The following is a 26,114-nucleotide window of genomic DNA, read 5'->3' as shown; positions in this document are numbered from 1 at the left end:
ACTCGCTGCAAATGTAGGAGCATGCCCGCGCGCGGCGGGCTTTCCGTTAACGCCTGTTCGCGCGCGGGCGCGTTCCTTCGGAAGAGCTCAGCGGTCCTGCGTGGTGGGTGCAGGTTCCCCATCCACATCCGCCTTGACGTCGGCTTCGAACAGGTTCATCAGGTCGGCACGTGCATCGCGCGAGGTCTGGATGACCTTGGCTTCGTCGTCGTAGACCAGGTGCTGGCGGCGTAGCAGGTCTTCGTCGTGCTGGCGGAAGCGTTTGACGTGATCGTGTGCGAGGGCTTCGCCCAGGCCGAGCGAGGTGAGGACGCGTTCGCTCAGCTCCAGGCTGGAGGCGAAGACCTCGCGGAACGGTTCTGCGCCCAGGTCCATCAGTTTCCAGGCATGTTGGCGGTTGCGCGCACGCGCCAGCACGGTGGCTTGCGGGTACAGGCGACGGATCAGCCGCACCGTCTTGATGTTGGTGTCCGGGTCGTCCACCGCGATCACGAACACCTTGATGCGCTCGGCACCGGCAGCGCGCAGCAGCTCGGGGCGGGTGGGGTCGCCGTAATACAGCTGGCTGCCGAACCGACGCAGGTCTTCCACCGTGTCCGGGTTGTGTTCCAGCGCGACGAACGGCACATGCCGTGCGGTGAGCAGGCGCGCGACCACCTGGCCGAAGCGGCCCATGCCGGCGACCAGCACCTTGGGGGTCTGTGCATCGATGGTGTCGTACGGGCGATCAGGCTTGGGAGCGCGCACGCGCAGCGGCCCGTTGAGGATGCGCTGCATGCCGAGCAGCAACAGCGGGGTCAGTGCCATCGACACGCCCACGATGGCCACCAGCCGGTCGTGATTGGCCGGCTCCAGCAGGCCCACGCGGTCGGCTTCGTTGAACACCACGAAGGCGAATTCGCCGCCCAGCCACAGCACGCTGCCCAGCATCAGGCTGCTGCGCAGCGGTAGCTTGGCCACGCTGCCGATACCCACCAGCAGCGAGAACTTCACCACCAGCAACATCGCCACGCCTGCTGCGATCAACCACGGCTCGGCCACCACGCGGTGGAGATCGATCCCCATGCCCACCGAGATGAAGAACAGGCCCAGCAGCAAGCCTTCGAACGGTTCGATCTGCGATTCCAGTTCGTGGCGGAATTCTGAATCGGCCAGCAACACGCCGGCGATGAAGGCGCCCAGGCTGGCGCTCAATCCGGCCTCCTGCATGATCCAGGCGGTGCCCAGCACCACCAGCAAGGCGCTGGCGGTGAACACCTCCGGCATGCGCGTGCGCGCCACCACGTTGAACAGGTGACGCAACACAAAGCGCCCGCACACGATCACCAGCGCCAGGGCCGCCATCGCCTTGGCCACGTCCTGCCATTGAAGCGTTGCATTCTTGCTGCCGCCGAGCAGCGGAATGGCCGCCAGCAACGGGATCGCAATCAGATCCTGGAACAGCAAGATGGCAAACGCCAGCCGCCCGTAGTCGCTGCTCAGCGCCTTGCGTTCGGCCAGCAATTGCAGCCCCACCGCGGTGGAGGAGAGCGCCAGCGCCACGCCGACGATCAACGCGCTCTTCCAGCCCAACTGGGCTGCCATCAACAAACCGCCCAGGATCACCGCCGTCACCAGCACCTGGGTGGCGCCAGCGCCGAACACCGAATGGCGCATCACCTTCAGGCGCGCCGGCGACAGTTCCAGCCCGATCACGAACAGCAGCATCACCACGCCGATCTCGGCCGCGCCGCTGATGCGTTCGGCATCCTGCACCACGCCCACGCCATCGGGCCCGAGCACCACGCCGGCGACCAGGTAGGCCAACACCGCACCCAGGCCGAAGCGCTTGAACACCGGCACTGCCACGATGGCGGCCAGCATCAGCACCAAGGCCAGTTCCAGACCACCGCTATGCATGCGTACTCTCCATTGAGGCACGCATTATGACGCGCAGTTCCGTTGGCCTGCGCGCACGCGTGTGCCATCTGCACGGCGACGACGCGCGGCTGCGCGATGCGGCCCGGCACCTATCTGCGGATGCGCGCGCGGATCAGTCCGGCACCGCCTGCGCCTGCACGGTCAGTGCGCATGCAGCGCATGGCACCGCACACGGTCGACACTCCGTGCGAGCAATCAGCGGCTTTTAAGCAGAAAACGCCGATCCAGCGGCTGCAGCGGGCGCGCATTGAACGGGTACACGCGTTCGAACGCGTTGATCTGTGCCTCCGACACCTGCACCGGCTGGCTGAGCACCACCCAGTCCACCGTTTCGCTGCACGGCGGCGTGGTCAGCGAGCCTTCGTAGCGATAGAAGCTGCGTTGATTGCTCGGCGGAAGAAACGCCTCGGCACTCACCGTTGCGTTGGTGACCTGCCGGGTCTGGTCCTTGTCCTTGGGCATGGCGTCGAGCACCCGCTGGAACGCCGGGTTGGCCTTGCCGGTTTCGAAGAAGATCGCCAGCACGCCCAGCGTGCCGTCCGGGCCCTGGTGCACCAGATGCGCCTCCATCGGGAAACGCCGGCCGTTCAACAGGTGCTCGCTGGGGTGATGGAAGTGCAGTTGCAACGCTTGATACTGCTTGCCGCCGATCGCCATGGTGCCGCCGTCGTGCAGATCCAGCTGGATGGAATGGCCGGTGTTGCGCACGACCAGCGGCACCGCGCTGTAGCTCAACAGCAGCGTGCCCAGGTTGGCGTCGATGGCGCCTTTCAGGTCGATGGGGCTGTTCTGCTGGCCATTGCCGCACAGCGCATTTTCCTTGGCCAGCTCGGCCCAATGCTCGGCACCTTCCGGGCCGGTATAGCCCCATTCGTGCCCGCTGTGCGGCGCGGTCTCGTGCGCCTGCACCGGCGTGCTCTCGGGCAGTGCGGTTTGCGCCATGCCCACCGCGCCCCATCCGGCGGCGATGCACAGGCACAGCGGGCTGATGCGACGTAACAGAAGCGACCTTGAAACGGGCATGCACAAACTCCGGAAGGAAAACGCACTGCGTGGATGCGATGGCCGATGCCATCGCGTAAGAGCAACGCATCGGGCGCTGCGGGAAGCGGACTGTAGCAATGAACTGTGACGGTCAGCACGGCGCGGCGACAGGCGGTTGCGCGGCGCCATCTCGGCGGTGCATCGGCACCTGGCAACCCGCCTGCCCGGCACGCATTGGCGTATCGCCGCGCGAGCGTCCCAGCCTTTCCGCAACGCTGCGCAACCCCCCTGCGCCGGCACGCCACAGGGCGCTTCCCGGAGGGTTGGCCGCCAGCGGTGCGGAGCGGGTACTACGTGGCCGGCTTGACTGGCGCCAAGGCAAGCCGCGCGGCGCCCGCTCCGTGCCGCTGGCGGCCAACGCATCTCGTCTTAACGTGCATAACGCGCTTTAAGCGGCCTGCGCGCAGGGCATTGACCAAGCCGACTCAGGCGCGCAGACTGCGCCGCGCCATCGCCCGGATCACCGGTCGGTACGCACCTTTGGAGCCCTTACCCATGTCCAGCGACAGTCACCCTAGACCCGGGTCGATGACCCAGCTGGCGCGCGCCTGAGGCCCAGGTTCGCCGGCTGTCATCGACGACGGTCGTCACCAGGCGAACCACCATGTACGATCAAACCCTGCGCCTTGCCGAAGGCGTCGATGCACTGACCGCACCCCTGGCCGAACTCAACACGGCCGACGCGGTGGAATATCTCAACACCCTCGACCGCGACGACGCGGCGCAGGTGCTGGCCGCATTGCCTTTGCTGCGCGCGGTGAAATTGCTCGAACAGCCGGAGTTGCGCGATGCCAGCATGCTGGTGGCGTCGCTGCCGGCCGAGCAGGCCGCCACGCTGCTTGGCCAGATGGCCGACGACCGCGCCACCGATATCTTCCATGGCCTGGATGCCGAGCAGCGCCAGCCGCTGCTGTGGCTGCTCAGTGCCGAGGCGCGGTTGTCGATTCAGGCGCTGATGCGCTACCCGCCCAACACCGCCGGCGCGCTGATGACCACCGAGTTCGTGGCCGTGCCGTCGGACTGGACGGTGGGCCGCACCCTGCAGCACATCCGCGAAGTGGAGCGCAGCCGCGAGACCGTCTACGCGATTTATCTGCTCGACCCGCACACCCGCGTGCTGCAGCAGGTGGTGACCATGCGCCGCCTGATCACCGGCGCGTCGGAGGCGCCGATCCTGGACGTGGCGCAGGTCAATCCCCCGGTCACCGTGGACCCGGCACTGGACCAGGAAGAAGTGGCACGGCTGATCCGTCGCCACGACCTGCTGGCGATCCCGGTGGTGGATGCGCGCGGCCACGTGCTCGGCATCGTCACCGTGGACGATGTGCTCGATGCGCTCATCGCCGAATCCACCGAAGACGTGCACAAGTTCGGCGGCATGGAAGCGCTGGACAAGCCCTACATGCAGATTGGCTTCGGCCAGATGATCAAGAAACGCGCCGGCTGGCTGAGCGTGCTGTTTCTGGGCGAAATGCTCACCGCCAGCGCGATGCAGCACTTCGAGGACGAGCTGTCCAAGGCGGTGGTGCTGACCTTGTTCATCCCGCTGATCATGAGCTCGGGCGGCAATTCCGGCTCGCAGGCCACCTCGCTGCTGATCCGCTCGCTGGCGCTGCGCGAAATCCGCCTGCGCGACTGGTGGAAAGTGGCGCTGCGCGAACTGCCCACCGGCCTGACCCTGGGCGCGATCCTGGGCGTGCTGGCGATCGTGCGCATCACCATCTGGCAGACCGCCGGCCTGTACGACTATGGCCCGCACTGGCAGATGGTGGCGCTGACCATCGGCGCGGCGCTGATCGGCATCGTCACCTTCGGTTCGCTGTCCGGCTCGATGCTGCCGTTCGTGTTGCAACGCTTCGGCTTCGACCCGGCCAGCGCCTCGGCGCCCTTCGTCGCCACGCTGGTGGATGTCACTGGCCTGGTGATCTATTTCAGCATCGCCGCGCTGATCTTGAGCGGCACGCTGTTGTAGAGGCCTCGCGCTCGGGTAATCACGGATGCATGCACGTGCGCATGCATCCGTCACCCCATGCCCTGAAACGCCAGTGCGTGTACCGTAGCGCGATGGCATTCGCGTCCCCCGTCCGATGAGTACGTACCACCTGCAGCAGGTCTTTCGTCCCAGCACCGTCGCGGTGGTGGGCGGCAGCCCGCGCGAGCGCTCGGCCGGGCGGGCGGTGGTGCGCAACCTGCGCGCGGCCGGGTTTCCCGGCCGGATCGGTTGGGTGAGCCCGCGCTATAGCGAGATCGATGGCGTGCGCACGGTGGCGCGGTTGACCGATCTGCCGTGGGTACCGGACCTGGTGGTGATTACAGCGCCGGCGCGCATCGTGCCGCGCATCGTCTCCATCGCCGCGCGGCGTGGTGTGGCGGCCGCCATCATCCTCACCGCCGGCCTGGGCAGCGGCCCCGGCTCGCCGGCCGCGCGCATGGAGTCGGCCGCGCGCGCCAAGGGCATGCGCATCCTCGGCCCACACTGCCTGGGCGTGATCGCCCCGCATGCGCGGCTCAATGCCAGCATCGCCGCGCATTGCCCGCAGGCCGGCGACCTGGCGTTGATTTCCGAATCCAGCGCCATTGCCGCCGCGCTGGTGGAGTGGGGTGTGGCGCGCTCGGTCGGGTTTTCGGCGGTGGTGTCGCTGGGCGATACGCTGGACGTGGATTTCGGCGATCTGCTCGACTACTTCGCCACCGACTACCGCACTCGCGCGATCCTGCTGTACGTCGAACGCATCGGCGATGCGCGCAAGTTCATGTCGGCCGCACGTGCCGCCGCGCGCGCCAAGCCCGTCGTGGTGGTCAAATCCGGCCGCCAGTACCGCATCAATCCCAATGCCGACACCCACGCGCAGGCGCTGGCCGGTTCGGATGCGGTGTACGGCGCGGCGTTCGCACGCGCCGGGTTGTTGCGGGTGGGCGCGCTGGACGAGCTGTTCGCCGCCGCCGAAACGCTGGGCCGGCTCGGCAGTTTCCCGGGCCGGCGCCTGGCCATTTTGAGCAACGGCGGCGGGGTGGGGCAGCTGGCGGTGGACCAGCTGGTGCTGCGCGGCGGCACCCTGGCCGAGTTGTCGCCCAAGACGCTGGAAAAACTCGATCAATCGCTGCCGGAAGGCTGGTCGCGCAGCAACCCGGTCGACATCATTGTCGACGCCGACGGCGCGCGCTATGCCGCAGCGATCGAAGCGCTGCTGGACGATCCGGAAAACGACGCGCTGCTGGTGGTCAATGTGCCCACCGCGTTCACCTCCTCGGCCGATGCGGCCAAGGCGTTGACCCGCGCGCTGGACCAGCGCAACCGCTACCAGCGCGACAAACCGGTGTTTGCGGTGTGGCTGGGCCAGGACGATGCGGCGATCGCCGCGCTCAACGCCGCACGCGTGCCCACCTATGCCACCGAATCGGATGCGGTGCGTGGCTTCACCCACCTGGTGCGCTACCGCGAGGCGCAGGCGGCGCTGATGGAAACCCCGCCCAGCCTGCCGGAAGACTTCGTCGTGGATGCCGGCATCGCGCGCACGCTGGTGGAAGAGGCGCTGGCGGCCGGCCGGCGCTGGCTGGATCCGGTCGCCACCAACCGCCTGCTGGCCGCCTACGGCATCCCGGTCGTACCGCTGCAGGTGGCCGCCACCGCCAACGAGGCGGCATTGCTGGCCGACCCGTTGCTGGCCGTCGGCCGCACCGTGACATTGAAAGTGTTGTCCAGCGAGATCGCGCATAAGTCCGACGTGGATGGCGTGCGCCTGAACCTGTCCAGCGTGGCGGCGGTGCGCGAAGCGGCCACCGGCATCCTGGCGCGTGCGCGCGCCGCGCATCCCCATGCAGTGATCGAAGGGGTGATCGTGCAGCCCACGGTGCTGCGGCCCAAGGCGCGCGAACTGATCGCCGGCATCGCCGACGACCCGGTGTTCGGCCCGGCGATCGTGTTCGGGCGCGGCGGCGCCGCAGTGGAAGTCATCAACGACCGCGAGCTGGCCCTGCCGCCGCTGGATCTGCGCCTGGCCCACGAACTGATCGGCCGCACCCGCGTCTCGCGCATCCTCAAGGCCTACCGCGACGTGCCGGCCGCCGACGAGCGTGCGGTGGCGCTGGTGCTGGTCAAGCTGGCGCAGCTGGCCGCCGACATCCCCGAAATCACCGAGCTGGACATCAACCCGCTGCTGGCCGACCGCGATGGGGTGATTGCGCTGGACGCCCGCGTGGCGGTGGCGCCGGCGCGCAAGCTGCACAAGGGCCGCGGCCATCCGCGCTTTGCGATCTTCCCGTACCCCAAGGAATGGGAGCGCCAGATCGGCCTGGGCGATGGCACCCATGCGCTGGTGCGCCCGGTGCGCCCGGAAGACGACGCGCTGTTCCGCGCCTTCTTCGCCCGCGTCACCGACGAAGACCTGCGCCTGCGCTTCTTCCAGTCGGTCAAGCATTTCAGCCATGAATTCATTGCCCGGCTGACCCAGCTCGATTACGCCCGCTCCATCGCGCTGGTGGCCATCGACCCCAAGACCGGCGACATGCTCGGCGCGGTGCGCCTGCACGCCGATGCCGATTACCAGCGCGGCGAGTACGGCATCCTGATCCGCTCGGACCTCAAGGGCCACGGCATCGGCTGGCAGCTGATGCGCATCATGATCGAGTACGCGCGCTGGCTGGGCCTCAAACAGATCGAAGGCCAGGTGCTGCGCGAGAACCGCACCATGCTGGCGATGTGCCAGAGCCTGGGCTTTGGCGTGCGCCCGGATCCGGACGATGCGACCCTGATGGCGGTGACACTCCCTATAATGGGCGAGCCGCGCCCGGCCTGACGTTGCGTCACGCCGCGGTCCCCCATCCTCCACTGCACGCCGGGCTGCCAGGCCTCGATCTGGCCCATTGCTCCGGCTGTCGTCTCGGCCCGCCTGGGAGTGTCAATGTTTCGCGATTTCAGAATGTCGTTCGTGGTCACCGCCATCTGCCTGGGCCTGGCTGCGTGGTGGGGCCATACCTCATCGATGGGGATCTGGCAGGCGCTGTGGCTGTGCCTGGTGCTGAGCGTGCTGGAAGTGTCGTTGTCGTTCGACAACGCGGTGGTCAACGCCGGCGTGCTCAAGCACATGAACGCGTTCTGGCAGAAATTGTTTCTGACCGTGGGCATCCTGATCGCCGTGTTCGGCATGCGCCTGGTGTTCCCGATCGTGATCGTGTCGGTGGCCACCGGCATGGGCCTGGTGCCGGTGATGCAGATGGCGCTGAAGGAGCCGGACCGCTACAGCCAGGTGCTGACCGATAACTACCCTTCCATCGCCGCCTTCGGTGGCATGTTCCTGCTGCTGGTGTTCCTGAATTTCCTGTTCGACCAGGAACGCAAGCTGCACTGGCTGGGCCCGGTGGAGCGGCTGGTCGGCAAGCTGGGCAAGGCCGATGCGATGTCGGTGATCGTGGCGGTGTCGGTGCTGCTGGGCACCAAGCTGTTCCTGCCGGAGGCCATCTTCCAGAGCGTGCTGTTCGCAGGCCTGGGCGGCATCCTGCTGTATCTGCTGGTCGGCAGCGTGGATGCGTTGTTCGAGGCCGAAGAGAGCGAAGACGGCAGCATGGGCCCGGCCAAGCGTTCGGGCATCGCCGCGTTCCTGTATCTGGAAGTGCTGGATGCCTCGTTCTCGTTCGACGGTGTGATCGGCGCCTTCGCGATCACCCGCGACGTGGTGATCATCATGCTGGGCCTGGCGATCGGCGCGATGTTCGTGCGCTCGATGACCGTCTACCTGGTGCACAAGGGCACCCTGGACGAATTCGTGTTCCTGGAGCACGGCGCCCATTACGCCATCGGCGTGCTGGCGATCATCATGCTGGTGGGCACCGTCTACCACGTGCCGGAAGTGCTGACCGGCCTGATCGGCGTGGCCTTCATCGCCGCGTCGGTGTGGTCGTCGATCCGCTACCGAAAGCGCCACCATCTCGGGCCGACCGAGATCTGAGCGATCACCGGCGAGCTTGCGCGGTCGCTGAACGGCTGGCCGGCGCGTGGGCGCCCGGCGGGTAAAAAAACGCGACCGATAGCACGCCTGGTGTCGACGGCGAGTGAGTGCGGCGAACGAATCAGGACCCTCCCGACTTGACCTGCGCAGTCGGATTCGTCCTCCCGCCGCGCGAGGCGACCGCTCGTCAGCGCAGCCCGTTGTGCCGCAAGGCTCGGCGCAATTTGGGCACATTTGGTGTTGACCCCCTGGGGGTACCCCACTATCTTGGGGTTCGGTGGTGACCGCCCCCAAGTGGCACCGATCAGACGAAGGCGATGCGCAAGTGCGACATTGCCTGCGGCTCCCATCTCAGCGACCTGTACGCGCCCCGGCATTGCCGCGGTCGCTTCCGGCCCGATGACGGCAGCGCGTTGCCACCGAACACCATCATGCGACAGCACACCGCGTGATGGCGGCCGTGGGAGTTGAGGGAAATTGGTGGGTGATGCCGCCGCAGGCCATGGCCTGCGCGCTGTGCGTCCTGTGTCGCCAGTGCACCCTGGACGCCGCTCGGTCGTTGCCTGCTCCGGCAGGTTCGTGTGCCTACGCATGGAGGACGCATGACCACCAACGACACCCTTTCCGCGATCGCCGCCGGTACCGCAACACCCACCAGCGTTCCCGCCAGCGTTGCCGCGCCCGCCTGCGGCGCGCCGGAATTGACCGACCCGTCGGACATCGTGCCGCCTCCCCGCCAAGCCATTGCAATGCACGCACAGACCATCGAAGAACAAAACGTCTCCACCTGGATCACGAAAGAAGCGGGCAATCGCAAGATTCCGTTCGAGCCGGAGCGCCTGAATCGCGCCATCGACCAGATCCATGCCGAGTTCCCGCAGCTGGACGTGGCCGATTACAAGCGCTCGGTGTTCGGGTTTGTCGAGCGCAAGGACAGCGTCAACGCCGACGACCTGGTCGATCACCTGATCCGCGAGGCCGAAGCCCGCGTCGACCTGACCACCCCGGAGTGGGAGCATTTCGCTGCGCGTCTGTACCTGCGCCGCCTGTACAAGCGCGCCAGCCGCAATCGTTTCTACGACGCCAGCCAGAAGTACGGCTCGTTCGTCGGCCTGCAGGAGAGCCTGGCCGACCGCAATGTCTATTCCAACGACATCCTGCGCCGCTATTCCAAGGACGAGCTGATCGAAGCCGGCAAGATGATCGAGCCCGAGCGCGACAAGCTGTTCGCCTACAACGGCCTGTACCTGCTGGCCACGCGTTACCTGGCCACCGATAGCTCGCGCGGTGTGTTCGAACTGCCGCAGGAGCGCTGGCTGACGATCGCGCTGTACCTGATGCAGGACGAGATCGGCACCGGCAAGGGCAGCCGCGAGCGCCGCATGCAGCTGGTGGGCGAGGCCTACTGGGCGCTGTCCAACCTGTACATGACGGTGGCAACCCCGACCCTGGCCAATGCCGGCAAGGTCGGCGGCCAGCTGTCGAGCTGCTTCATCGACACCGTCGACGACAGCCTGCAGGGCATCTACGACTCCAATACCGACGTGGCGCGCGTGTCCAAGCACGGCGGCGGCGTCGGCGCCTACCTGGGCTATGTGCGTTCGTCGGGTTCGGCGATCCGCGGCGTGTCCAACTCGTCCGGCGGCGTGGTGCCGTGGATCAAGCAGCTCAACAACACCGCCGTGTCGGTGGACCAGCTGGGCCAGCGCAAGGGCGCCATCGCGGTCTACCTGGACATCTTCCACCGCGACATCGAAGCGTTCCTGGACCTGCGCCTGAACAACGGCGACCAGCGCCTGCGCGCGCACGACGTGTTCACCTCGGTGTGCATCCCCGACCTGTTCATGGAAGCGGTCGAGCGCCGCGGCGACTGGTACCTGTTCGACCCGCACGAAGTGAAGCGGATCAAGGGTTGGTACCTGCAGGACTTCTATGACGAGAAGAAGGGCGACGCCAACGGCAGCTTCCGTCGCAAGTACGAAGAAGTCGTCGCCGACGAGCGCATCACGCGCAAGACGGTCAAGGCGATCGAGATCTTCAAGCGCATCATGGTCAGCCAGCTGGAAACCGGCAACCCGTTCATGTTCTATCGCGATGAAGTCAATCGCAAGAACCCGAACAAGCACGAGGGCATGGTCTATTCGTCCAACCTGTGCACCGAGATCCTGCAGAACATGAGCCCGACGCGGATGATGCAGGAGATCATCAGCGGCAATCAGATCGTCACCACCAAGAAGGCGGGCGATTTCGTCGTGTGCAACCTGTCCTCGATCAACCTGGGCCGCGCGATCACCGTGCAGGCCGACCAGGCCGATCTGCTGGGCGCCGACGTGCTGGAGCGCCTGATCCCGATCCAGGTGCGCATGCTCGACAACGTGATCGATCTGAACCAGTTGCCGGTGCCGCAGGCCACCATCACCAACCAGAAGTACCGCGCGATCGGTCTTGGCACCTTCGGTTGGCATCATCTGCTGGCGCAGAAGTCCATCCACTGGAATGCCAAGGAAGCCGAGGACTACAGCGACGAGCTGTACGAGCGCATCAACTACCTGACCATCCAGGCGAGCATGGAGCTGGCCAAGGAAAAGGGCACCTACAGCGTGTTCCGCGGCAGCGACTGGCACAACGGCGAGTACTTCCGTGCACGCGACTACAACAGTCCGCAGTGGCTGGAGCTGTCGGCGCAGGTGGCGGTCAATGGCGTGCGCAATGCGTGGATGCTGGCGGTGGCGCCGAACATGAGCACCGCGCAGATCGCCGGTTCCACCGCCTCGATCGACCCGATCTACAGCGCGTTCTACTACGAAGAAAAGAAGGACTTCCGTCGTCCGGTTGCCGCGCCCGGCCTGTCGCTGGAGACCTGGCCGTACTACGAAAAGGGTGCCTACAAGGTCGACCAGTTCGCCAGCGTGCGCCAGAACGCGCGCCGCCAGCGGCATGTGGACCAATCGATCAGCTTCAACTTCTACGTGCCCAGCACCATCCGTGCGAGCACGCTGCTGGACCTGCACATGACCGCCTGGCGCGAAGGGTTGAAGACCACGTACTACGTGCGCTCCAACGATATCGACATCAGTGAGTGCGAGTGGTGCAGTAGCTAAGCGCATTCGCGCTTCGCTTCCACGGTTCGCGTTGCGAACCGTGGACCCTGCTTCACCAGCTCCCACACCCCGCGCCTTTGGCGCGCCCCCTGACTCAGGGGGCTTTCCTCCAGATTGATTTGTTGCGCCGCCGTTTTTGTTTGTACGCGCGGCGCCTGAAACACGAGTAGAAACCCATGTCCGCAACACCGCTCGACCGCATCAAGATCCTTGAGCCGCGCAACCCGAACCGTTCGACCGGCATCATCAACGGCCAGACCTCGGGCATCCTCAACTGGAACGATATTCCGTACCCGTCCTTCTATCGGGCCTACAAGGAACTGTCGACCAACTTCTGGATCCCCGACGAGGTGGACATGAAGGGCGACGCGCGCCAGTACAACGAGCTGTCGGCGCGCGAAAAGAATGCCTACGATTCGATCATCGGCTTGCTGGCCACGCTGGATTCGCCGCAGACGCGTTTCATCTACAACGTGGCCGAATACATCACCGACCCGGCCGCGCATGCCAATGCCGCGATCATCGGCCAGCAGGAAGTGATCCATAACGAGAGCTACAGCTACGTGCTGGCTTCGATCACCGGCCTGGCCGACCAGAACCGCGTGTTCGAAATCGCGCGCACGCACCCGACCATCATCAAGCGCAACGCGCCGATCATGGGCGCCTACGAAGACTTCATGCGCGAGAAGACGGCCGAAACGCTGATCCGTTCGCTGATCCAGTCCTCGATCCTGGAAGGCATCAACTTCTATTCCGGCTTTGCGTATTTCTACAATCTGGTGCGCCAGAACCGCATGACCGGCACCGGCAAGATCATCAGCTTCATCAACCGCGACGAACTGGCGCATTCGAAGTTCATCAGCGAGCTGATTCGCGCCATCATCGGCGAGAACCAGGCGCTGCAGGGCGACGAGCTTACCGACTACGTGCACAAGGCCTTCGAACACGCGATCGACCTGGAAACCCAGTGGACTGCCGAAGTGCTGGACGGCATCGACGGCATCGACGTGGACGAGATGATCCGCTACGTGAAGTACCGCGCCAACAAGATGGCCGGCATGCTCGGCATCGAGAAGCTGTACGAAGGCGCTAACGACAACGTGATGCCGTGGATCAAGGCCTACGCCGACAACTTCACCGAAACCAAGACCGACTTCTTCGAGATGCGTAATGCCTCGTACAAGAAGACCAATTCGGATAACGGCTTCGACGACTTGTAAAGCGCTGCAAAAAAGAACCCGCCACTGTGGGCGGGTTCTAGATTGATCTTTTACAACTTAGTTGATTCAGATCAAACGAGTGGCTGTGTGCGCGCTAACGCACAGTAGCCACTCGATGCCCGGGATAGACGGATGCTAGAGGCGATCCGCACTACACCAGATTTGGAGCTTCGTCAACAATTGCACTCGCTGACAACGAGCATCCTACAGAGAGTTGGCCGCTAGGCCTAGTGCCGCCGGTCGCATTCCGTAGGATAGCCAGATCCATTTCCACCGGTTCATTGCGCCTCTTTTGATCAAGAGGTCAACATGAAAACTCTCTTCAAGAGTGTGTTCGTGCATTCGTACACCAGGTTCCGAAATGGACGCCTGGAGAATGTGTGTCAACACTTTCGTTCACTGCCTAGCCATTAATTTGCAGGCGTGATCTCTGGGGAAATGGGAAGGGCGCCGGTGTGCCGGCGCCCTAACTGAGTGAAATGTTGGCATGGAACTAAGATGCTACTTATAGATATCAATCAGGGCTCTGCGACGTTCAAGACGCGAGCTGCAATCTCATGAATACGTCACATGAAAATCCTTCTTGCGGTTGCATCGCTTAGCGGCAACACGCGCGATGTTGCGCGGATGATTCGTGCTCGCTGTGTAGAGCATGGCTTGTCATTGGATTGGATTGAAACCGATATGCAGACTCTGGCGAACGCATCGCTGACGCTAGATCAGTATGACTTGTTCATGCTTGGCACTTGGACGGCCAACGGAGGGCGTACGCCTGCCGAAATGAAACGTTTCATCGTCGATTTGGTGGAGATGATCGGGAAGCCACCACGCGTAGCCGTGTTCGGCACCGGCGAAACACAGTGGGGTGAGGAGTACTATTGCGGTGCCGTACACCGCATCGCACAGTTCTTCTCCAGTCCCTTTGCGCGCTTGACCATCGAGCAGATGCCCCACGGTGCAACGGATGCGCAGATCATCTCTACCTGGACCGATCAAGTCCTGGCCCAATGCCAACACAATTGACACGATGCAGACCATTACAGTCACCTCGCCTGAACACTACATTGCCGCGCTGGCCGAGCACCCGCGCGCGCTCGTGGATTTTTATAAGGACGACTGTCCTGGATGTCGGATGCTCGATATGTCTCTGGAGAGGTTCGCGAAGAGCGATGCCGCAGGCGGCTTAGCGTTGTTAAAGGTCAAGCTTGAAGTATTAGGGCATGATTTTTTCCGCGAGCTGGGCCTGCGCCAGACGCCGACCCTGGCGCTCTACCGCGACGGCAGTGAAGTGGCGCGTCTGCCCGGCTTTCAGTCGCCGGCGCAGGTGGAAGCGGCGGTCCGTAGCGGCCTGTGATGGCGACGGGCGCCCGGTCGATGCGAGGCGCCCGGCAATGAACACCACGGTCACCATCGTCGCCTGGAGCTTCCTGCTGGCGGGGTTGGGCTTGTTGACCGGTGTGGCGCTGCTGCCGGATCAGGCGCGCTGGATCTTGTTGCTGCTGGGCGTGACGTTCGGCGGCGTGGGTGGTGGCATCCTCGGTTATCGCGTCTGGCATGCGCGCCGTGCTGCGTGGTTGCGCCGGCATGGCACGGTGGTGGAGGCGCGTTTTGTGTGCGTTGAACGCAATGCGTCTTTGCAGGTCAACGGCGTGCACCCGTTCCGTATCCTGGCCCATCGCCACGACCGCACGCACGACACCTTGACCGAGTATCGCAGCGATAATCTGTGGACCGATCCGCAGCCGTTCCTGCGCGAGGGGCAGTCGCTGCGGGTGTTCGTCGATCCGCAGCGGCCAGTGCGCTACCACCTGGACCTGAGCTTCCTGCCGCCGCTGCGCAGATGATCGGGCTGGCTATCCTTCCTTCTTACGGCACTTCTTCATGACCAGTTCCACGCCCGTTGCACCGACCGAAGCCCGCATGGCCGAGATCGTGTTTCCCAATCACACCAACCATCTGGGCACGCTGTTCGGTGGGCAGGCGCTGGCGTGGATGGACAAGGCCGCGTTCCTGGCCGCCTCGCGCTATGCGCGCCGCACCGTGGTGACGGCGCGTTCGGATCAGGTGGATTTCAAGCTGCCGATCCGCCAGGGCCAGATGGTGGAAACCATCGCCCGCGTGGTGTTGGTGGGGCGTAGCTCGATCACGGTGGAAGTGGAACTGATCGCCGAAGACCTGCTCAGCGGCGCACGCGAGCTGTGCACGCGCGGGCAGTTCGTGATGATTGCGCTCGATGCCGATGGCAAGCCGACGGCGGTGCCGCCGCTGCCGGCAGCCGGCTAAGAGCAGCGAATAAGACGACTGCGCTGCCGCCATGTGGGCGCAGCCGGCGCTCGGTGCGGTATGTATCACGTGCACTGCGGTTGCTGCGCTTCATCCACACCCGCCTGACGACCGCTCGCGACATGGTGCTCGCCGCCGTGAGCGCGCTTACTCTTGCACTTCGCGGTCTTCGCGCTTGGTTTCTTCCATCGCCTCCGGTTCCAGCTCTTCGGCGCTGCGATTGAGTTTGACGAACACACCCCAGGCGATCAGCAGCAGTGCCGCGCAGGAGCCGACGGCAGCCGCGTAAGGCAGCTTGGCCGGGTCGGCATGCATCAGTTCGAAGATCGACACCAGCGTTTCGATTGCCAGCGCGATCACGATGACCACGAAAAAGCGCGACAGATACCGCCGCACGCGCGTCGGGCCGCTGACCTTGACGTCGCGCAGGATCTCTTCTTCGAAGATGGTCTGGCCCAATTCGAGCGTGACCAGCGCCACCGTCAGCAGGCCGATGGCTTCGAGCACGACGTTGAAACGGTCGCGCACCACCATGTCGCCGCCGGGTGTGAAGCCGTGCCACAACTCCAGCCCGGCCATCGTCACCAGGCCCGCCGCGCACAGCACGAAGAACGCCAGGATCACGAAATGACCGGCACGAAACAGGTGGCTGAGCGCTTTCATCAGGGGCGAGGCGGACGATGGGAAGCAGAGCATCGTGTGCACCGCGTCGTTGCAGCGCGAAGGCTGCGCCAACCCGGCGCGCCCTCATCCGGCGCGTTGCGCCACCTTCTCCCGCGAGCGGGAGAAGTGACGTTCCAGAGCAATGCGGTGGAGTGTATATGCAGGCCTTTGACCCATTGCCGTGTAGCGACCCGCATCCTTTGTCCCGCGCTCTTCCCCGCCTGCGGGGAAGGTGCCCGAAGCGCGGATGGCGGAGACGGCTCACACGCGCAGGCGGCCCCAGTTGCCCGCCATGATCAACTATGCCGCAACACTTGATACGCCTGCAGGTGCACATTGGCCGCCATCAGCAGAGGCGCGTTGCGCCCGGTTTCGCGCACGCGCGCCAGCATGTCGCCGACGATCTGCGCCGCTTCCACGTCCTGGCCGGCTTCCAGGTCGCGCAGCATCGAGGCCTTGAGCGGCGAATCCACCTGCAGCAGCGTTTGCAACGCTTTGGCGCGTGCCGGCTCGGGAATCGATTGCCCGGCCGCATCGGCAGCCCACAGGCATTCGTTGTACAGGCCGTTGATCAACGCGCGGCCGTCGTCGGTGGCCACGATCGCGCCGACCGGCGCACGCATCAGGCACGTGGCCGCGGCCAGTGTGGTGAGGAAGCTGTACTTGTTCCACTGCTCCTGCGCGATCTGGGTGCTGGCCACGTAGTCGATGCTGGCCTGCGCGCAGGCGGCGGCAAATGCCTGCACCCGCGCCGAATGTGCGTCACCGCTACGCTCGCCGAAGGTGATCGCCGCCGGCTTGCCCAGGTGCTCAATCTCGCCGTGCTCGCCCTTGGTAGCGCTGATGAAGCACAGCCCGCCCAGCACCCGCGCGGCGCCGAAGCGCTCGTCCAGGGCCGCGTAATGGCGCAGCCCGTTGAGGATGGGCAACACCGTGGTGTGCTCGCCCACCGCCGGCGCAATCGCCTCGATCGCGCTGTCCAGGTCGTAGGCCTTGCAGCTCAAGATCACCAGATCGAACGGCCGCTGCGCCACCAATGCCGGCAAGTCCTGCGCGGTGACATGCGCCACCTGCAGATCGGCATCGCCCAGCGGGCTGCGGATGCGCAAGCCGTTGGCCTGGAGCTGCGCTGCACGAGCTTCGCGCACCAGGAAGGTGGCATCCACGCCGGCCTGCGCCAGACGCCCGCCGAAATACCCGCCGGTACCGCCGGCGCCCAGGATCAGGATGCGCATGGCCATCAGCTCCGCAGCCCCACACCCCGCCGCAGCAACCACAGCGCCAGCGCGCTGAGCACGGCGACAAAGCCCAGCATCAGTGCGTAGGCGACCCAGATCGGCACGTCCGAGCTACCGAGCAGGCCGTAGCGGAACGCGTTGACCATGTAGAAGATCGGGTTGGCGTGAGTGGCCGCTTCGGCCCAGCCGGGCAGCAGTTTCACCGAGTAGAACACGCCACCCAGGTAGGTCAGCGGGGTCAGGATGAAGGTGGGCACGATCGCCACGTCGTCGAACTTCTTGGCGTAGACCGCATTGACGAAGCCGGCCAGCGAGAAGATGGTCGCGCCCAGCAGCACCGTGGTCAGCGTGACCAGTGGATGCGGGATCCGCACCGGGGTGAAGAACATCGCGATGATCAGCACGATCGCCCCGACCATCACCCCGCGCAGCACCGCGCCGGACACGTAGCCCCACAGGATCACCCAATTGGGCATCGGGCTGACCAGCAGTTCTTCGACATGGCGGCCGAACTTGGCGCCGAAGAAACTCGAAGAGATGTTGCCGTAGCTGTTCTGGATCACGCTCATCATCACCAGGCCCGGCACGATGAATTGCATGTAGCTGTAGCCGCCCATCTCGCCCACGCGCGAGCCGATCAGCCCGCCGAAGATCAAAAAGTACAGCGTCATGGTGATGGCCGGCGGCACCAGGGTCTGACCCCAGATGCGCAGGATGCGCTGCACTTCGCGGCGCACGATGGTGCCCAGCGCAATCCAGTTGCGTTGGCGGGGTGTGGCGGGCGTGGCGGACATCGACGGCTCCGAAGGACTCATGGGTGGCCTGCCGGGCGCACGGGCGCCGTTGCGGCAGGAGCCGGGGCGGCGACGGTCTCGCCAGGCCCGGTCAGACGAACGAACAATTCTTCCAGCCGGTTGCTCTTGGTACGCATCGAGCGCACGCGGATACCGGCGTCGCCCAGCGCGGCGAACACGCGGTTGAGGTCCATCGCGCGCGGCATGTCCAGATCCAGCGTGTGGCCGTCGATGGCGGTGAGCGTGGTGCCTTCGATCACCGGCAACTGCGCGGGCAGCTCACCGTCGATATCGAACAGGAAGCCTTCCACGTCGAGCTTGGCCAGCAGTTCGCGCATCGGCCCCTGGGTGACGATCTGGCCATGATTGATGATGGCCAGGTTGCGGCACAGGTGCTCGGCTTCTTCCAGGTAATGCGTGGTCAGAATGATCGTGGTGCCGGCGGCGTTGATGTCCTTGAGCACGCGCCACATGTCGCGGCGGATTTCGATATCCACACCGGCGGTGGGTTCATCCAGGATCAGCAGGCGCGGCTGGGTCATCATGGCGCGGGCAATCATCAGCCGGCGCTTCATGCCGCCGGAGAGCGTGCGGCTCATCACCTGGGCCTTCTCCCACAGGTGGGCGCGGCGTAGTTCCACTTCGGCCAGTGCTTGCGCCTGGCTGCGCGGCATGCCGTAAAAGCCGGCGTAATTGACCAGGATGTCGAACGGCTTTTCGAACAGGTTGAAGTTGATTTCCTGCGGCACCAGGCCGATCAGGCGCATCGCATCGCTGCGGTGGGCGACCAGGTCGGTGCCGAACACTTCCACCTGGCCGCCGGACAGGTTCACCAGCGAGCTGATGATGCCGATCAAGGTGGACTTGCCCGCCCCGTTGGGGCCGAGCAGGGCGAAGAAATCGCCTGGCGCCACGTCCAGCGAGACGCCCTTGAGCGCCTGGGTGCCGTTGTCGTAGGTCTTGCGCAGATCGCACACGCGCAGGGCGGGCGCACGGGGAGATGGGGAATTCAAGCCGGGTCCTTCGCGCCAGGGTGACGGCGCAGCGAGTTGCAGCCCGTTATTATAGAAGCCCGTTGGGGCTTGCCCCGATCACAGACTGTCCCAAATACGTTCGTGCCCGTTCAATTCCCCCTCAAGCTTGTCGACCGGCGCATGATTGCGCCCACCGTGGCCCACTGCCAGTTCGTCCGTGACGACGGCCAGCCGCTGGATTTCCAGCCCGGCCAGTTCATCCAGATCCATTTCGACTATGCCGATGGCACGCCGACCAAGCGCAGCTATTCGCTGGCGACCATCCACGATCATGCGCTGGGGCCGGGCGAGGCAGTGGAGATTGCGGTGAGCTTCGTGCCCGGCGGCTCGGCCACGGCCTTGTTCGAAGGCCTGGAGATTGGCGACCAGTTGCAGGCAAGCGGCCCCTACGGGCGCTTTTGCCTGCAGCCGGGCGATCACAACCAGCGTTACGTGCTGATCGCCACCGGCACCGGCGTCACCCCGTACCGCTCGATGCTGCCGCTGCTGGCCGAGGCAATCGCCACCCGCGGTGTGCAGGTGGTGTTGCTGCAGGGCGCACGCACCCCGACCGAGCTGCTGTACGGCGACGACTTCCGCGCGTTTGCCGATGCGCACCCGCAGTTCCGCTACGTGCCGTGCTTCTCGCGCGAAGTGCCCGAGCAGCCGCATGCCGATGTGCGGCACGGCTACGTGCAGCAGCACCTGGCCGAGTTCGCGCCCGATGCCGCGCACGACATCGCCTACCTGTGCGGCAACCCGGACATGGTGGACACCTGCCTGGACGCGCTCAAAGCCGCCGGCCTGCCGAGTGCGCAGATTCGCCGCGAGAAGTACGTCAGCTCCACGCCGCCCAAGGTCTGAGGTGGCATGCAGGCGGCGCGTCGATGCCGCCTGTGTCTGCAGGCGTGCTGTGGCCTGCAGCGTGTGACGCCAAGTTGCTGCGGTTTTAGCCGGCAGCGTCCAGAAGCGCCGGGCGCTGCAGCTCCACCGTGACATGCACCAGTTCTTCATGGATCTGCAGTGCGCGGCGCACCAGCTCCGCATCGATATCGGCTGCAGTGACCAGGCTGACGACGCAGGCATAACGCTCGCTGCCGACCCGCCAGACATGCAGGTCGGCGATGTCGATCGCATGCCCAAGCTCGGCGATGACCTGTTTCACTTCGGCCACCACCGGCGCGTCCATCTCCGCATCCAGCAACACGCTGCCGGTGCTGCGCAGCAGCCCCCAGGCCCAGGCGGTGACCAGCACCGCGCCGACGATGCCCATGAGCGGGTCCAGCCAGGTCACGCCCCAGTGCATGCCGGCCACCAGTGCCACGATGGCGAGCACCGAGGTCGCGGCATCGGCCACCACGTGCAGATACGCCGCGCGCAGATTCAGATCGCTGTGCGCCTCCTGGCCATGACCATGACCCTCGTGCGTGTGCGCATGTCCGTGACTGTCATGCGCGTGCACGTGACCATGGTGATGACCGTGCGCATGCCCATGCGAGTCGCGCAACCACCATGCGCAGATCAGATTGACCAGCAGGCCGATCAGCGCAATCACGGTGGCCTCCTGATACTGGATGGGCTTGGGCGTGAACAAGCGTTCCACCGACTGGAATGCCATCAGCGCGGCAACCCCCAGCAACAGGACCGCGCTGGTGTAACCGCCCAGCACCTCCACCTTCCAGGTGCCGAAGGTGAAGCGCACATCGCCGGCATGCTGCCGCGCAAAGCGGTAGGCGAACAACGCCAGTCCCAGCGCCAACGCGTGCGAGCTCATATGCCAGCCGTCGGCGAGCAGGGCCATGGAATTGAGCGTCCAACCGCCCACGATCTCCACCGCCATCATGAGCACGGTCAGGATCACCGCCTTGCGGGTGCTGCGCTCGGCGATCGGGTTGGCGCTGGCAAAGGTATGCGACTGCGCGCAATGCGGCGCAGCGTGCGTGGTCGACATCGGCGGTAGCTCTGGCTAAGGTACCCCCAGAGGGTATCCTAAATACCCCCAGGGGGTATATGGCATGGCACATCTCAATCAGGACAAATCGAAACTGCTCGCGCGCGTGCGCAGGATCCGCGGGCAGGTGGAAGGGCTGGAAAAAGCCCTGGCGCAAGACGTGGACTGCACCGCGTTGCTGACCCAGGTGGCCGCATTTCGCGGCGCGGCGCAGGGCTTGATGGTCGAGTTGCTCAGCGAGCACCTGAAGCATCACGTGGCCGCGCCGGATGCATTGGGTGAGCGTGAGCTGGCAGTGGATGACATCACGGCCATCCTCAAGACCTATCTGAAGTAAGCGCGGCCGACACACCATTGCGCTCATCCCCGGCCGGTTATGGTCCAGGCGCGCGGGACGGCCTGCATGTGCGTGTCGCGCCGCGTCGTCCTGACGCGCGGCACCCTGGCGCTTGCAGTCAGTGCGCCGCCGGCTCCAGCGTCAGCAGCACCACATCGTTGCTGCGCATCGGTACCGCGATGGCAACCACGCCATCGGCGCCCACACGCACACGACGGTCCTGTTCGGGCGCATCGCGGGTGGCCTGTTGCAACTGCGTCAACTGACGCGGCGCAAGCGCCTTGGGCATGCCCATGTCGATATACAGCGATAAGGGGTCGTTGCGCCGATAGCCGGTCCTGCGCACCTGCAACTGGTAGGTGCCGGCAGGCACGTGGGTCATGCGCATCTGCAACGGTGCGCTTTCGGTGGCGGGCACCTGTTTGGTGTAGAACGGCGTATTGCTCACCGCCTGCACGGGCTGCTGCCAATCCCACACCAGCGCGGCGACACGCGTGCCGTCCACTGCGGCGAGGGAGTGTGCGTCGCTCAGCGGCACATCGCGGCCCTTGAGTGCATTCAAATATTTGTAGGCGAACCAGGCCGGCTTGCGAATGCCTTCGCGGTTCATCAGCCCGAATCCGCCGTGGAAGGGCGTGGGCGGTGGGCCGGGTTCTTCGAACAGATCGGTATAGGTCCAGTAACTCATGCCCTGCACCAGGCCTTGCACCTGCTTGAGCTTGGTCAGGATGTACGGCGCGCTGATGTAACTGTCGTGGACGAAATCGCGCGGCGTATAGCTGCTGCTCCACTCGGTGAAGTACAGCGGCAGATCCGGAAACGGCGAGGCCTGGATCTGTGCGCACACGCGCCGCACATCGCCGACGATGGCATCCGGCGACGCAGACAGCTTGGTGTCCTGCTTGCCGTCTTCATCGAGAAACCCGCCATCCACGCCATAGGTATGTGTCGTGACGAAATCGATCGGCAGCTTGTTGTTGGCGACAAAGGCCAGTAACCCGGGTACCCAGGCGGCGCCTGCCGTGGATGGACCGCCGACGCGCAGTTGCGGGTCGATCGCCTTGATGGTGCGCGCCGTGTTCGCATACAGATCGAAGTACGCCTGCTGGTCGGCGTTCTCCCAGAAATCCTTCAGATTGGGCTCGTTCCACACTTCGAAATACCACTGGCGCACTTCCTCGGCACCGTAGCGCGCGCGGATGTGGCGCACATACGCATCGATCAACTGCCTCCACTTGGCAGGATCCGGGTGCGAGGTGTTGCCCTTCCAGTAGAACAGCGTCTGCTCGGAGGTCTTCATCGCGCTTGGGGTAAAGCCCAGTTCGACGAAGGGACGGATGCGTTTGGCCAGCAGTGCGTCGTACAACTGATCCAGCTTGGTCCAGTCGTACACCAGTTTGCCGTCGACCTGTTTGACGGTGCCGAGCACATCATGGAAGACATCGTGGAAGCGGATGTAGCGAAACCCCAACTCTTGCACGGCAGGCAGCAGATGCGCCTGCGTGTCGCTGCGAATCAAGGTGCCGGGAAAATCCGAGCCAACCGACAGGTCGTAGAAACGATCGATCGGCGCAACCGCCGTGGCCAGATCCAGCTGGATCGTGCGCGGCGCTGCGTGCTGCGCCGGTGCAGAAGCCGTCACGCAGCACAGCGCCGCTGCCAACAAGACATGTGAACGCATCGCCGCTCCTGCTGAAGTGCCAGCCGGCAGCCTAACGCATATGCGGCAGACCACTGCCGACATGCGGAGTGATGTCGCGGGGCCAACAACATCGCTAGGCAGCCGCCATGCGAACGCGGCCGCTGCCGCGGCTTGGCATCGGATGTGCCGTGCGTACGCTGCGGCGGCTGTGTGTCGTCTGTCTTACCTGCCGACATCCCGCGACGGGTGTTCGCCGCTTGGGCCAGGCAATGACGGCGGACGCAAAAAAAAACCGCATTGGAATGTGTAAAGGGTGCTTGACAGCAAGCGCCAGTGGGCGCATCTTGCCTGTCAAGCGTACTTGACAGGCGACTGAGATGCGGCGGCAGCATAGGCACATGGATTGCAGGCATCACCGCGCAACGCGATGCGCTGTGCGCACGGTCGCCGGGCGTGCGCGCAGCGATCGGGCAGCGCGTCATGGCTTCACCGAGGCCGTGCGATGACTAGCTGCAAGCGCAAGGCGCTGCTGGTGTTCTGCGTGGGACTGGTCTTGCTCGGCATTGGGCTGCTGGGTCTGTGGCACGTGCTGCCGTTGAACAACTACCTAGCCGGGGTCAGTGCCGGTATTGGTGGCTCATGCATGCTGCTGTCGGTGCCGATGTGGCTGGCGCGCGGCAATCCGCGCGATAGCACCCGTCCGGCGTTGGCGCGGCGGTACTACCGCGAATTCGGCATCCCGATGCTGTTGTACGTGCTGGTGATGCTGTTCTGGCGCTATCTGCTCGGGCATGTCGGGCCGCACTGGGCGCGCGTATTGATCGCCCTGCTGCCGGCGGTGCTGGTGGTACTGGTCATTCGTGCGGTGGCGCGTTACGTGCGCGATTCGGACGAGATGCAACGACGGATCGAGCTGGAAGCGATCGCCATTGCCGCCGGCCTGGTCAGCGGTGCGTACATGACGGCCGGATTTCTGCAGGCCGCCGCGCTGATCGATGTTCCGGCGAGCGCGGCGATGCTGTGGGTGTTTCCGTTGCTGTGCGCCATCTACGGCATCACCAAAAGCATCCACGCGCGTCGTTTTGAATGAATAGCCGCGTGCGCGAATTGCGCGAGGCCAATGGGTGGTCGCAAGGAGAACTCGGCGAACGGCTGGGTGTGTCGCGGCAGACGATCAACGCGCTGGAAACAGGCAAGTACGATCCCAGCCTGCCGTTGGCGTTTCGGATCGCACGCCTGTTTGGGGAATCGATCGAGCACGTTTTTCTTTACGAAGACGGGCAGTAACGGTCACGTGTGGCCGCATGCAGCGTCGGGGGACAGGCAATGCCAGGAGACAGGATGACGATGGTCAAGCAATCCACGATGGTGGCGGCAGTGCTGATGGCGATGCTGGCTGCCGGATGCCAGCGCGCCGCAGCGCCGGCCGCAGCAAACGACGTTGCAGCAAAATCCACCGCGACAGCGCCGGGTACGACTGCGCAGCAGTCCGCCTCAAAAATGCCGCCCGGCACTGCCGCGGGCAATCGTTACGGCACGCTGCTGTTCACGCCGTGCACGCTGAGCGCTGGTGGTGCTGCCGGCAACATCGAAGCGCAATGCGCGAGCCTGCGCGTGCTTGAAAATCCGGCCGCGCCGAGCGGGCGCAGCATCGCGTTGAAGATTGCCTGGCTGGAAAGCGAAGCCGGCGCCGGCAGCACGCCGGACCCGGTGTTCTTCATCGCCGGTGGACCGGGGCAATCGGCCACTGAGGTCGCGGCGATCGTGGACATGGGCCTGCATGAAGTGCGCAAGCAGCGCGACATCTTTCTGGTCGATCAGCGCGGCACCGGCGGCTCGCATCCGCTGGAGTGTCGCGACGCGGCGGGCAAGCCGCTGGCGCTGGAGAACAGCAGCCAGGCCTCCGCCGAGCAATTGACTGCGTATGCGGCCCGATGTGCCGACGGTTTGCGCAACGACGCCGACCCGCGCTACTACACCACCAGCGAAGCCATCGGCGATCTGGATGCGGTCCGCGCAGCGCTGGGCGTGCAGACGCTGAATCTGATCGGTGCCTCGTACGGCACGCGCGTGGCGCAGCACTATGCCGCGCGTTATCCGCAGCACACGCGCACCGTGGTGATCGATGGCGTGGCGCCGAACGATCTGGTGATCGGCGGCGAGTTCGCGCGCACCTTCGAAGATGCGATCGCGCTGCAGTCTGCGCAATGCCGCCAGCAGCCTGCATGCGCCAGGCGCTTTCCAGTCGATACCGCCACGCAGTTGCGCCAGGTGGTCGAGCGGCTGCGGCAGGCACCGGTGGCGGTGGACTACCGCGACCCGCGCACCGGTGGCTTACGCCACGAGCAGGTCACTGCCGACACCGTGGCCGGCCTGGCGTTCGGTTTCTCGTATGCGCCGGAAACCGCATCGTTGCTGCCGTTGGTGCTGGACGAAGCTGCCGCAGGCCGTTACGCCTCGTTGATGGCCTTGGCGCAGATGAGCGCATCGGGCATGTCCGATCAGATGAATCGCCTGATGCAATGGTCGGTGTTGTGCAGCGAAGATGCCGGGCGTTATCACCCACCCGCACACCAGGACACCACGTTACTGGGCAACGAGGTCGCCGAGATGTTCTTCGCACCGTGCAAGGTGTGGCCGTCCAAGCCGGCGCCGGCCGCCGCAAGCGCGCCGTTCCGCTCCACCTTGCCGGTGTTGCTGCTCTCCGGCGCGCTCGACCCGGTCACGCCGCCACGCTACGCCGAGCGCGTGCTGCAGGGGCTGCCCAACGGCCGGCATGTGATCGCGCCCGGGCAGGGGCATGGCGTGTTCCGGCTGGGCTGCATGCCCAAGGTGCTGAGCCAGTTCATGCAGACCGCCGATGCCAAGGCGCTGGATACCACCTGCGTTGCCAGCCTCAACACCGTGCCTGCCTTCACCTCGTTCAACGGATGGGAACCATGAGTCGCATCGACCACGCCACG

At 65.1% G+C, this 26,114-nt stretch carries 22 protein-coding genes; 14 read left to right on the top strand and 8 right to left on the bottom strand.

Annotated features, from left to right (window positions below):
• Nucleotides 1-87: 87 nt before the first annotated feature.
• Together HLH45_RS03215 and HLH45_RS03210 are read right to left on the bottom strand one after the other, a co-directional pair.
• Entirely contained in the window at nucleotides 88-1,899 is a 1,812-nt protein-coding gene (locus HLH45_RS03215; protein ID WP_008575111.1) for a monovalent cation:proton antiporter-2 (CPA2) family protein, read from the bottom strand.
• A 216-nt stretch (nucleotides 1,900-2,115) separates the two neighbouring features.
• Nucleotides 2,116-2,943, bottom strand: coding sequence for a carbonic anhydrase (locus HLH45_RS03210; protein WP_008575113.1), 828 nt, complete (start codon nucleotides 2,941-2,943; stop codon nucleotides 2,116-2,118).
• Between the two features lie 625 nt (nucleotides 2,944-3,568).
• Here HLH45_RS03210 and mgtE point away from each other — a divergent pair.
• The 9 genes from mgtE to HLH45_RS03165 all read left to right on the top strand — a co-directional run bounded on the left by mgtE (nucleotide 3,569) and on the right by HLH45_RS03165 (nucleotide 15,513).
• Nucleotides 3,569-4,936: a magnesium transporter gene (mgtE, locus tag HLH45_RS03205; protein ID WP_008575115.1), complete on the top strand. Its 1,368-nt coding sequence runs from the start codon at nucleotides 3,569-3,571 to the stop codon at nucleotides 4,934-4,936.
• A gap of 115 nt (nucleotides 4,937-5,051) precedes the next feature.
• Nucleotides 5,052-7,760 carry a bifunctional acetate--CoA ligase family protein/GNAT family N-acetyltransferase gene (locus HLH45_RS03200; protein WP_008575117.1) on the top strand — a complete coding sequence of 903 codons (2,709 nt, stop codon included), beginning with the start codon at nucleotides 5,052-5,054 and terminating at the stop codon, nucleotides 7,758-7,760.
• A gap of 105 nt (nucleotides 7,761-7,865) precedes the next feature.
• On the top strand, nucleotides 7,866-8,909 hold the full coding sequence (locus HLH45_RS03195) for a DUF475 domain-containing protein (RefSeq protein WP_008575120.1): 1,044 nt from the start codon (nucleotides 7,866-7,868) through the stop codon (nucleotides 8,907-8,909).
• Nucleotides 8,910-9,511: 602 nt separating this feature from the next.
• On the top strand, nucleotides 9,512-12,010 hold the full coding sequence (locus HLH45_RS03190) for a ribonucleoside-diphosphate reductase subunit alpha (RefSeq protein WP_008575121.1): 2,499 nt from the start codon (nucleotides 9,512-9,514) through the stop codon (nucleotides 12,008-12,010).
• Between the two features lie 176 nt (nucleotides 12,011-12,186).
• Nucleotides 12,187-13,230, top strand: a complete 1,044-nt coding sequence (locus HLH45_RS03185) for a ribonucleotide-diphosphate reductase subunit beta (protein WP_005914812.1) — start codon at nucleotides 12,187-12,189, stop codon at nucleotides 13,228-13,230.
• Nucleotides 13,231-13,800: 570 nt separating this feature from the next.
• Nucleotides 13,801-14,253: a flavodoxin gene (locus tag HLH45_RS03180; RefSeq protein ID WP_008575123.1), complete on the top strand. Its 453-nt coding sequence runs from the start codon at nucleotides 13,801-13,803 to the stop codon at nucleotides 14,251-14,253.
• Between the two features lie 4 nt (nucleotides 14,254-14,257).
• Nucleotides 14,258-14,584 carry a thioredoxin family protein gene (locus HLH45_RS03175; protein ID WP_008575126.1) on the top strand — a complete coding sequence of 109 codons (327 nt, stop codon included), beginning with the start codon at nucleotides 14,258-14,260 and terminating at the stop codon, nucleotides 14,582-14,584.
• A 37-nt stretch (nucleotides 14,585-14,621) separates the two neighbouring features.
• Nucleotides 14,622-15,074, top strand: coding sequence for a DUF3592 domain-containing protein (locus HLH45_RS03170; protein ID WP_008575128.1), 453 nt, complete (start codon nucleotides 14,622-14,624; stop codon nucleotides 15,072-15,074).
• Between the two features lie 37 nt (nucleotides 15,075-15,111).
• The gene (locus HLH45_RS03165; RefSeq protein ID WP_011348953.1) at nucleotides 15,112-15,513 is read left to right on the top strand and encodes an acyl-CoA thioesterase; all 402 of its coding nucleotides are present in this window, start codon (nucleotides 15,112-15,114) and stop codon (nucleotides 15,511-15,513) included.
• Between the two features lie 147 nt (nucleotides 15,514-15,660).
• Here HLH45_RS03165 and HLH45_RS03160 read toward each other — a convergent pair whose 3' ends face one another.
• The 4 genes from HLH45_RS03160 to HLH45_RS03145 all read right to left on the bottom strand — a co-directional run bounded on the left by HLH45_RS03160 (nucleotide 15,661) and on the right by HLH45_RS03145 (nucleotide 19,221).
• Nucleotides 15,661-16,176 (bottom strand): hypothetical protein, encoded by a 516-nt coding sequence (locus HLH45_RS03160; protein ID WP_029820668.1) that lies wholly within the window; start codon nucleotides 16,174-16,176, stop codon nucleotides 15,661-15,663.
• A gap of 296 nt (nucleotides 16,177-16,472) precedes the next feature.
• A complete protein-coding gene (panE, locus tag HLH45_RS03155) occupies nucleotides 16,473-17,417 on the bottom strand; it encodes a 2-dehydropantoate 2-reductase (protein ID WP_008575135.1) in 945 nt (314 codons plus the stop codon).
• Nucleotides 17,417-18,229, bottom strand: a complete 813-nt coding sequence (locus HLH45_RS03150; RefSeq protein ID WP_029820666.1) for an ABC transporter permease — start codon at nucleotides 18,227-18,229, stop codon at nucleotides 17,417-17,419. The genes panE and HLH45_RS03150 overlap by 1 nt, the downstream gene beginning before the upstream one ends.
• Nucleotides 18,226-19,221 (bottom strand): ABC transporter ATP-binding protein, encoded by a 996-nt coding sequence (locus HLH45_RS03145; RefSeq protein ID WP_029820664.1) that lies wholly within the window; start codon nucleotides 19,219-19,221, stop codon nucleotides 18,226-18,228. Before HLH45_RS03145 ends, HLH45_RS03150 begins: the two co-directional genes overlap by 4 nt.
• A 36-nt stretch (nucleotides 19,222-19,257) precedes the next feature.
• Here HLH45_RS03145 and HLH45_RS03140 point away from each other — a divergent pair, with 36 nt between their 5' ends.
• Entirely contained in the window at nucleotides 19,258-20,085 is an 828-nt protein-coding gene (locus HLH45_RS03140; RefSeq protein ID WP_011348949.1) for a ferredoxin--NADP reductase, read from the top strand.
• Nucleotides 20,086-20,170: 85 nt separating this feature from the next.
• Here HLH45_RS03140 and dmeF read toward each other — a convergent pair whose 3' ends face one another.
• Entirely contained in the window at nucleotides 20,171-21,172 is a 1,002-nt protein-coding gene (dmeF, locus tag HLH45_RS03135; RefSeq protein WP_008575143.1) for a CDF family Co(II)/Ni(II) efflux transporter DmeF, read from the bottom strand.
• Nucleotides 21,173-21,236: 64 nt separating this feature from the next.
• Between dmeF and HLH45_RS03130 the strand changes: the two genes are divergently transcribed.
• Complete coding sequence (locus HLH45_RS03130; RefSeq protein ID WP_008575145.1) at nucleotides 21,237-21,509, top strand: metal/formaldehyde-sensitive transcriptional repressor; 273 nt, start codon at nucleotides 21,237-21,239, stop codon at nucleotides 21,507-21,509.
• Between the two features lie 118 nt (nucleotides 21,510-21,627).
• Here the strand turns inward: HLH45_RS03130 and HLH45_RS03125 are convergent, their stop codons facing one another.
• A complete protein-coding gene (locus HLH45_RS03125) occupies nucleotides 21,628-23,190 on the bottom strand; it encodes a GH39 family glycosyl hydrolase (RefSeq protein ID WP_008575147.1) in 1,563 nt (520 codons plus the stop codon).
• A gap of 463 nt (nucleotides 23,191-23,653) precedes the next feature.
• Here HLH45_RS03125 and HLH45_RS03120 point away from each other — a divergent pair, with 463 nt between their 5' ends.
• From HLH45_RS03120 to HLH45_RS03110, 3 genes are read left to right on the top strand one after another with little or no spacing between them, the layout of a single operon-like run.
• Nucleotides 23,654-24,241, top strand: coding sequence for a hypothetical protein (locus HLH45_RS03120; protein WP_008575149.1), 588 nt, complete (start codon nucleotides 23,654-23,656; stop codon nucleotides 24,239-24,241).
• Complete coding sequence (locus tag HLH45_RS03115; RefSeq protein ID WP_008575151.1) at nucleotides 24,238-24,438, top strand: helix-turn-helix transcriptional regulator; 201 nt, start codon at nucleotides 24,238-24,240, stop codon at nucleotides 24,436-24,438. The genes HLH45_RS03120 and HLH45_RS03115 overlap by 4 nt, the downstream gene beginning before the upstream one ends.
• Before the next feature lie 54 nt (nucleotides 24,439-24,492).
• Complete coding sequence (locus tag HLH45_RS03110) at nucleotides 24,493-26,094, top strand: alpha/beta hydrolase (RefSeq protein ID WP_046932077.1); 1,602 nt, start codon at nucleotides 24,493-24,495, stop codon at nucleotides 26,092-26,094.
• Nucleotides 26,095-26,114: the final 20 nt, after the last annotated feature.

This window comes from Xanthomonas euvesicatoria (genome assembly GCF_013112235.1).
GTDB lineage: Bacteria > Pseudomonadota > Gammaproteobacteria > Xanthomonadales > Xanthomonadaceae > Xanthomonas > Xanthomonas euvesicatoria.
Note: the sequence above shows the minus strand (reverse complement) of the source record. Positions and strands in the feature narration are given on the sequence as shown.

Coding starts and splice junctions, on each gene's coding strand:
- HLH45_RS03215 (WP_008575111.1), bottom strand. CDS start 1,899: ATGCATAGCGGTGGTCTGGAACTGGCCTTGGTGCTGATGCTGGCCGCC.
- HLH45_RS03210 (WP_008575113.1), bottom strand. CDS start 2,943: ATGCCCGTTTCAAGGTCGCTTCTGTTACGTCGCATCAGCCCGCTGTGC.
- mgtE (WP_008575115.1), top strand. CDS start 3,569: ATGTACGATCAAACCCTGCGCCTTGCCGAAGGCGTCGATGCACTGACC.
- HLH45_RS03200 (WP_008575117.1), top strand. CDS start 5,052: ATGAGTACGTACCACCTGCAGCAGGTCTTTCGTCCCAGCACCGTCGCG.
- HLH45_RS03195 (WP_008575120.1), top strand. CDS start 7,866: ATGTTTCGCGATTTCAGAATGTCGTTCGTGGTCACCGCCATCTGCCTG.
- HLH45_RS03190 (WP_008575121.1), top strand. CDS start 9,512: ATGACCACCAACGACACCCTTTCCGCGATCGCCGCCGGTACCGCAACA.
- HLH45_RS03185 (WP_005914812.1), top strand. CDS start 12,187: ATGTCCGCAACACCGCTCGACCGCATCAAGATCCTTGAGCCGCGCAAC.
- HLH45_RS03180 (WP_008575123.1), top strand. CDS start 13,801: ATGAAAATCCTTCTTGCGGTTGCATCGCTTAGCGGCAACACGCGCGAT.
- HLH45_RS03175 (WP_008575126.1), top strand. CDS start 14,258: ATGCAGACCATTACAGTCACCTCGCCTGAACACTACATTGCCGCGCTG.
- HLH45_RS03170 (WP_008575128.1), top strand. CDS start 14,622: ATGAACACCACGGTCACCATCGTCGCCTGGAGCTTCCTGCTGGCGGGG.
- HLH45_RS03165 (WP_011348953.1), top strand. CDS start 15,112: ATGACCAGTTCCACGCCCGTTGCACCGACCGAAGCCCGCATGGCCGAG.
- HLH45_RS03160 (WP_029820668.1), bottom strand. CDS start 16,176: ATGAAAGCGCTCAGCCACCTGTTTCGTGCCGGTCATTTCGTGATCCTG.
- panE (WP_008575135.1), bottom strand. CDS start 17,417: ATGGCCATGCGCATCCTGATCCTGGGCGCCGGCGGTACCGGCGGGTAT.
- HLH45_RS03150 (WP_029820666.1), bottom strand. CDS start 18,229: ATGAGTCCTTCGGAGCCGTCGATGTCCGCCACGCCCGCCACACCCCGC.
- dmeF (WP_008575143.1), bottom strand. CDS start 21,172: ATGTCGACCACGCACGCTGCGCCGCATTGCGCGCAGTCGCATACCTTT.
- HLH45_RS03130 (WP_008575145.1), top strand. CDS start 21,237: ATGGCACATCTCAATCAGGACAAATCGAAACTGCTCGCGCGCGTGCGC.
- HLH45_RS03125 (WP_008575147.1), bottom strand. CDS start 23,190: ATGCGTTCACATGTCTTGTTGGCAGCGGCGCTGTGCTGCGTGACGGCT.
- HLH45_RS03120 (WP_008575149.1), top strand. CDS start 23,654: ATGACTAGCTGCAAGCGCAAGGCGCTGCTGGTGTTCTGCGTGGGACTG.
- HLH45_RS03115 (WP_008575151.1), top strand. CDS start 24,238: ATGAATAGCCGCGTGCGCGAATTGCGCGAGGCCAATGGGTGGTCGCAA.
- HLH45_RS03110 (WP_046932077.1), top strand. CDS start 24,493: ATGACGATGGTCAAGCAATCCACGATGGTGGCGGCAGTGCTGATGGCG.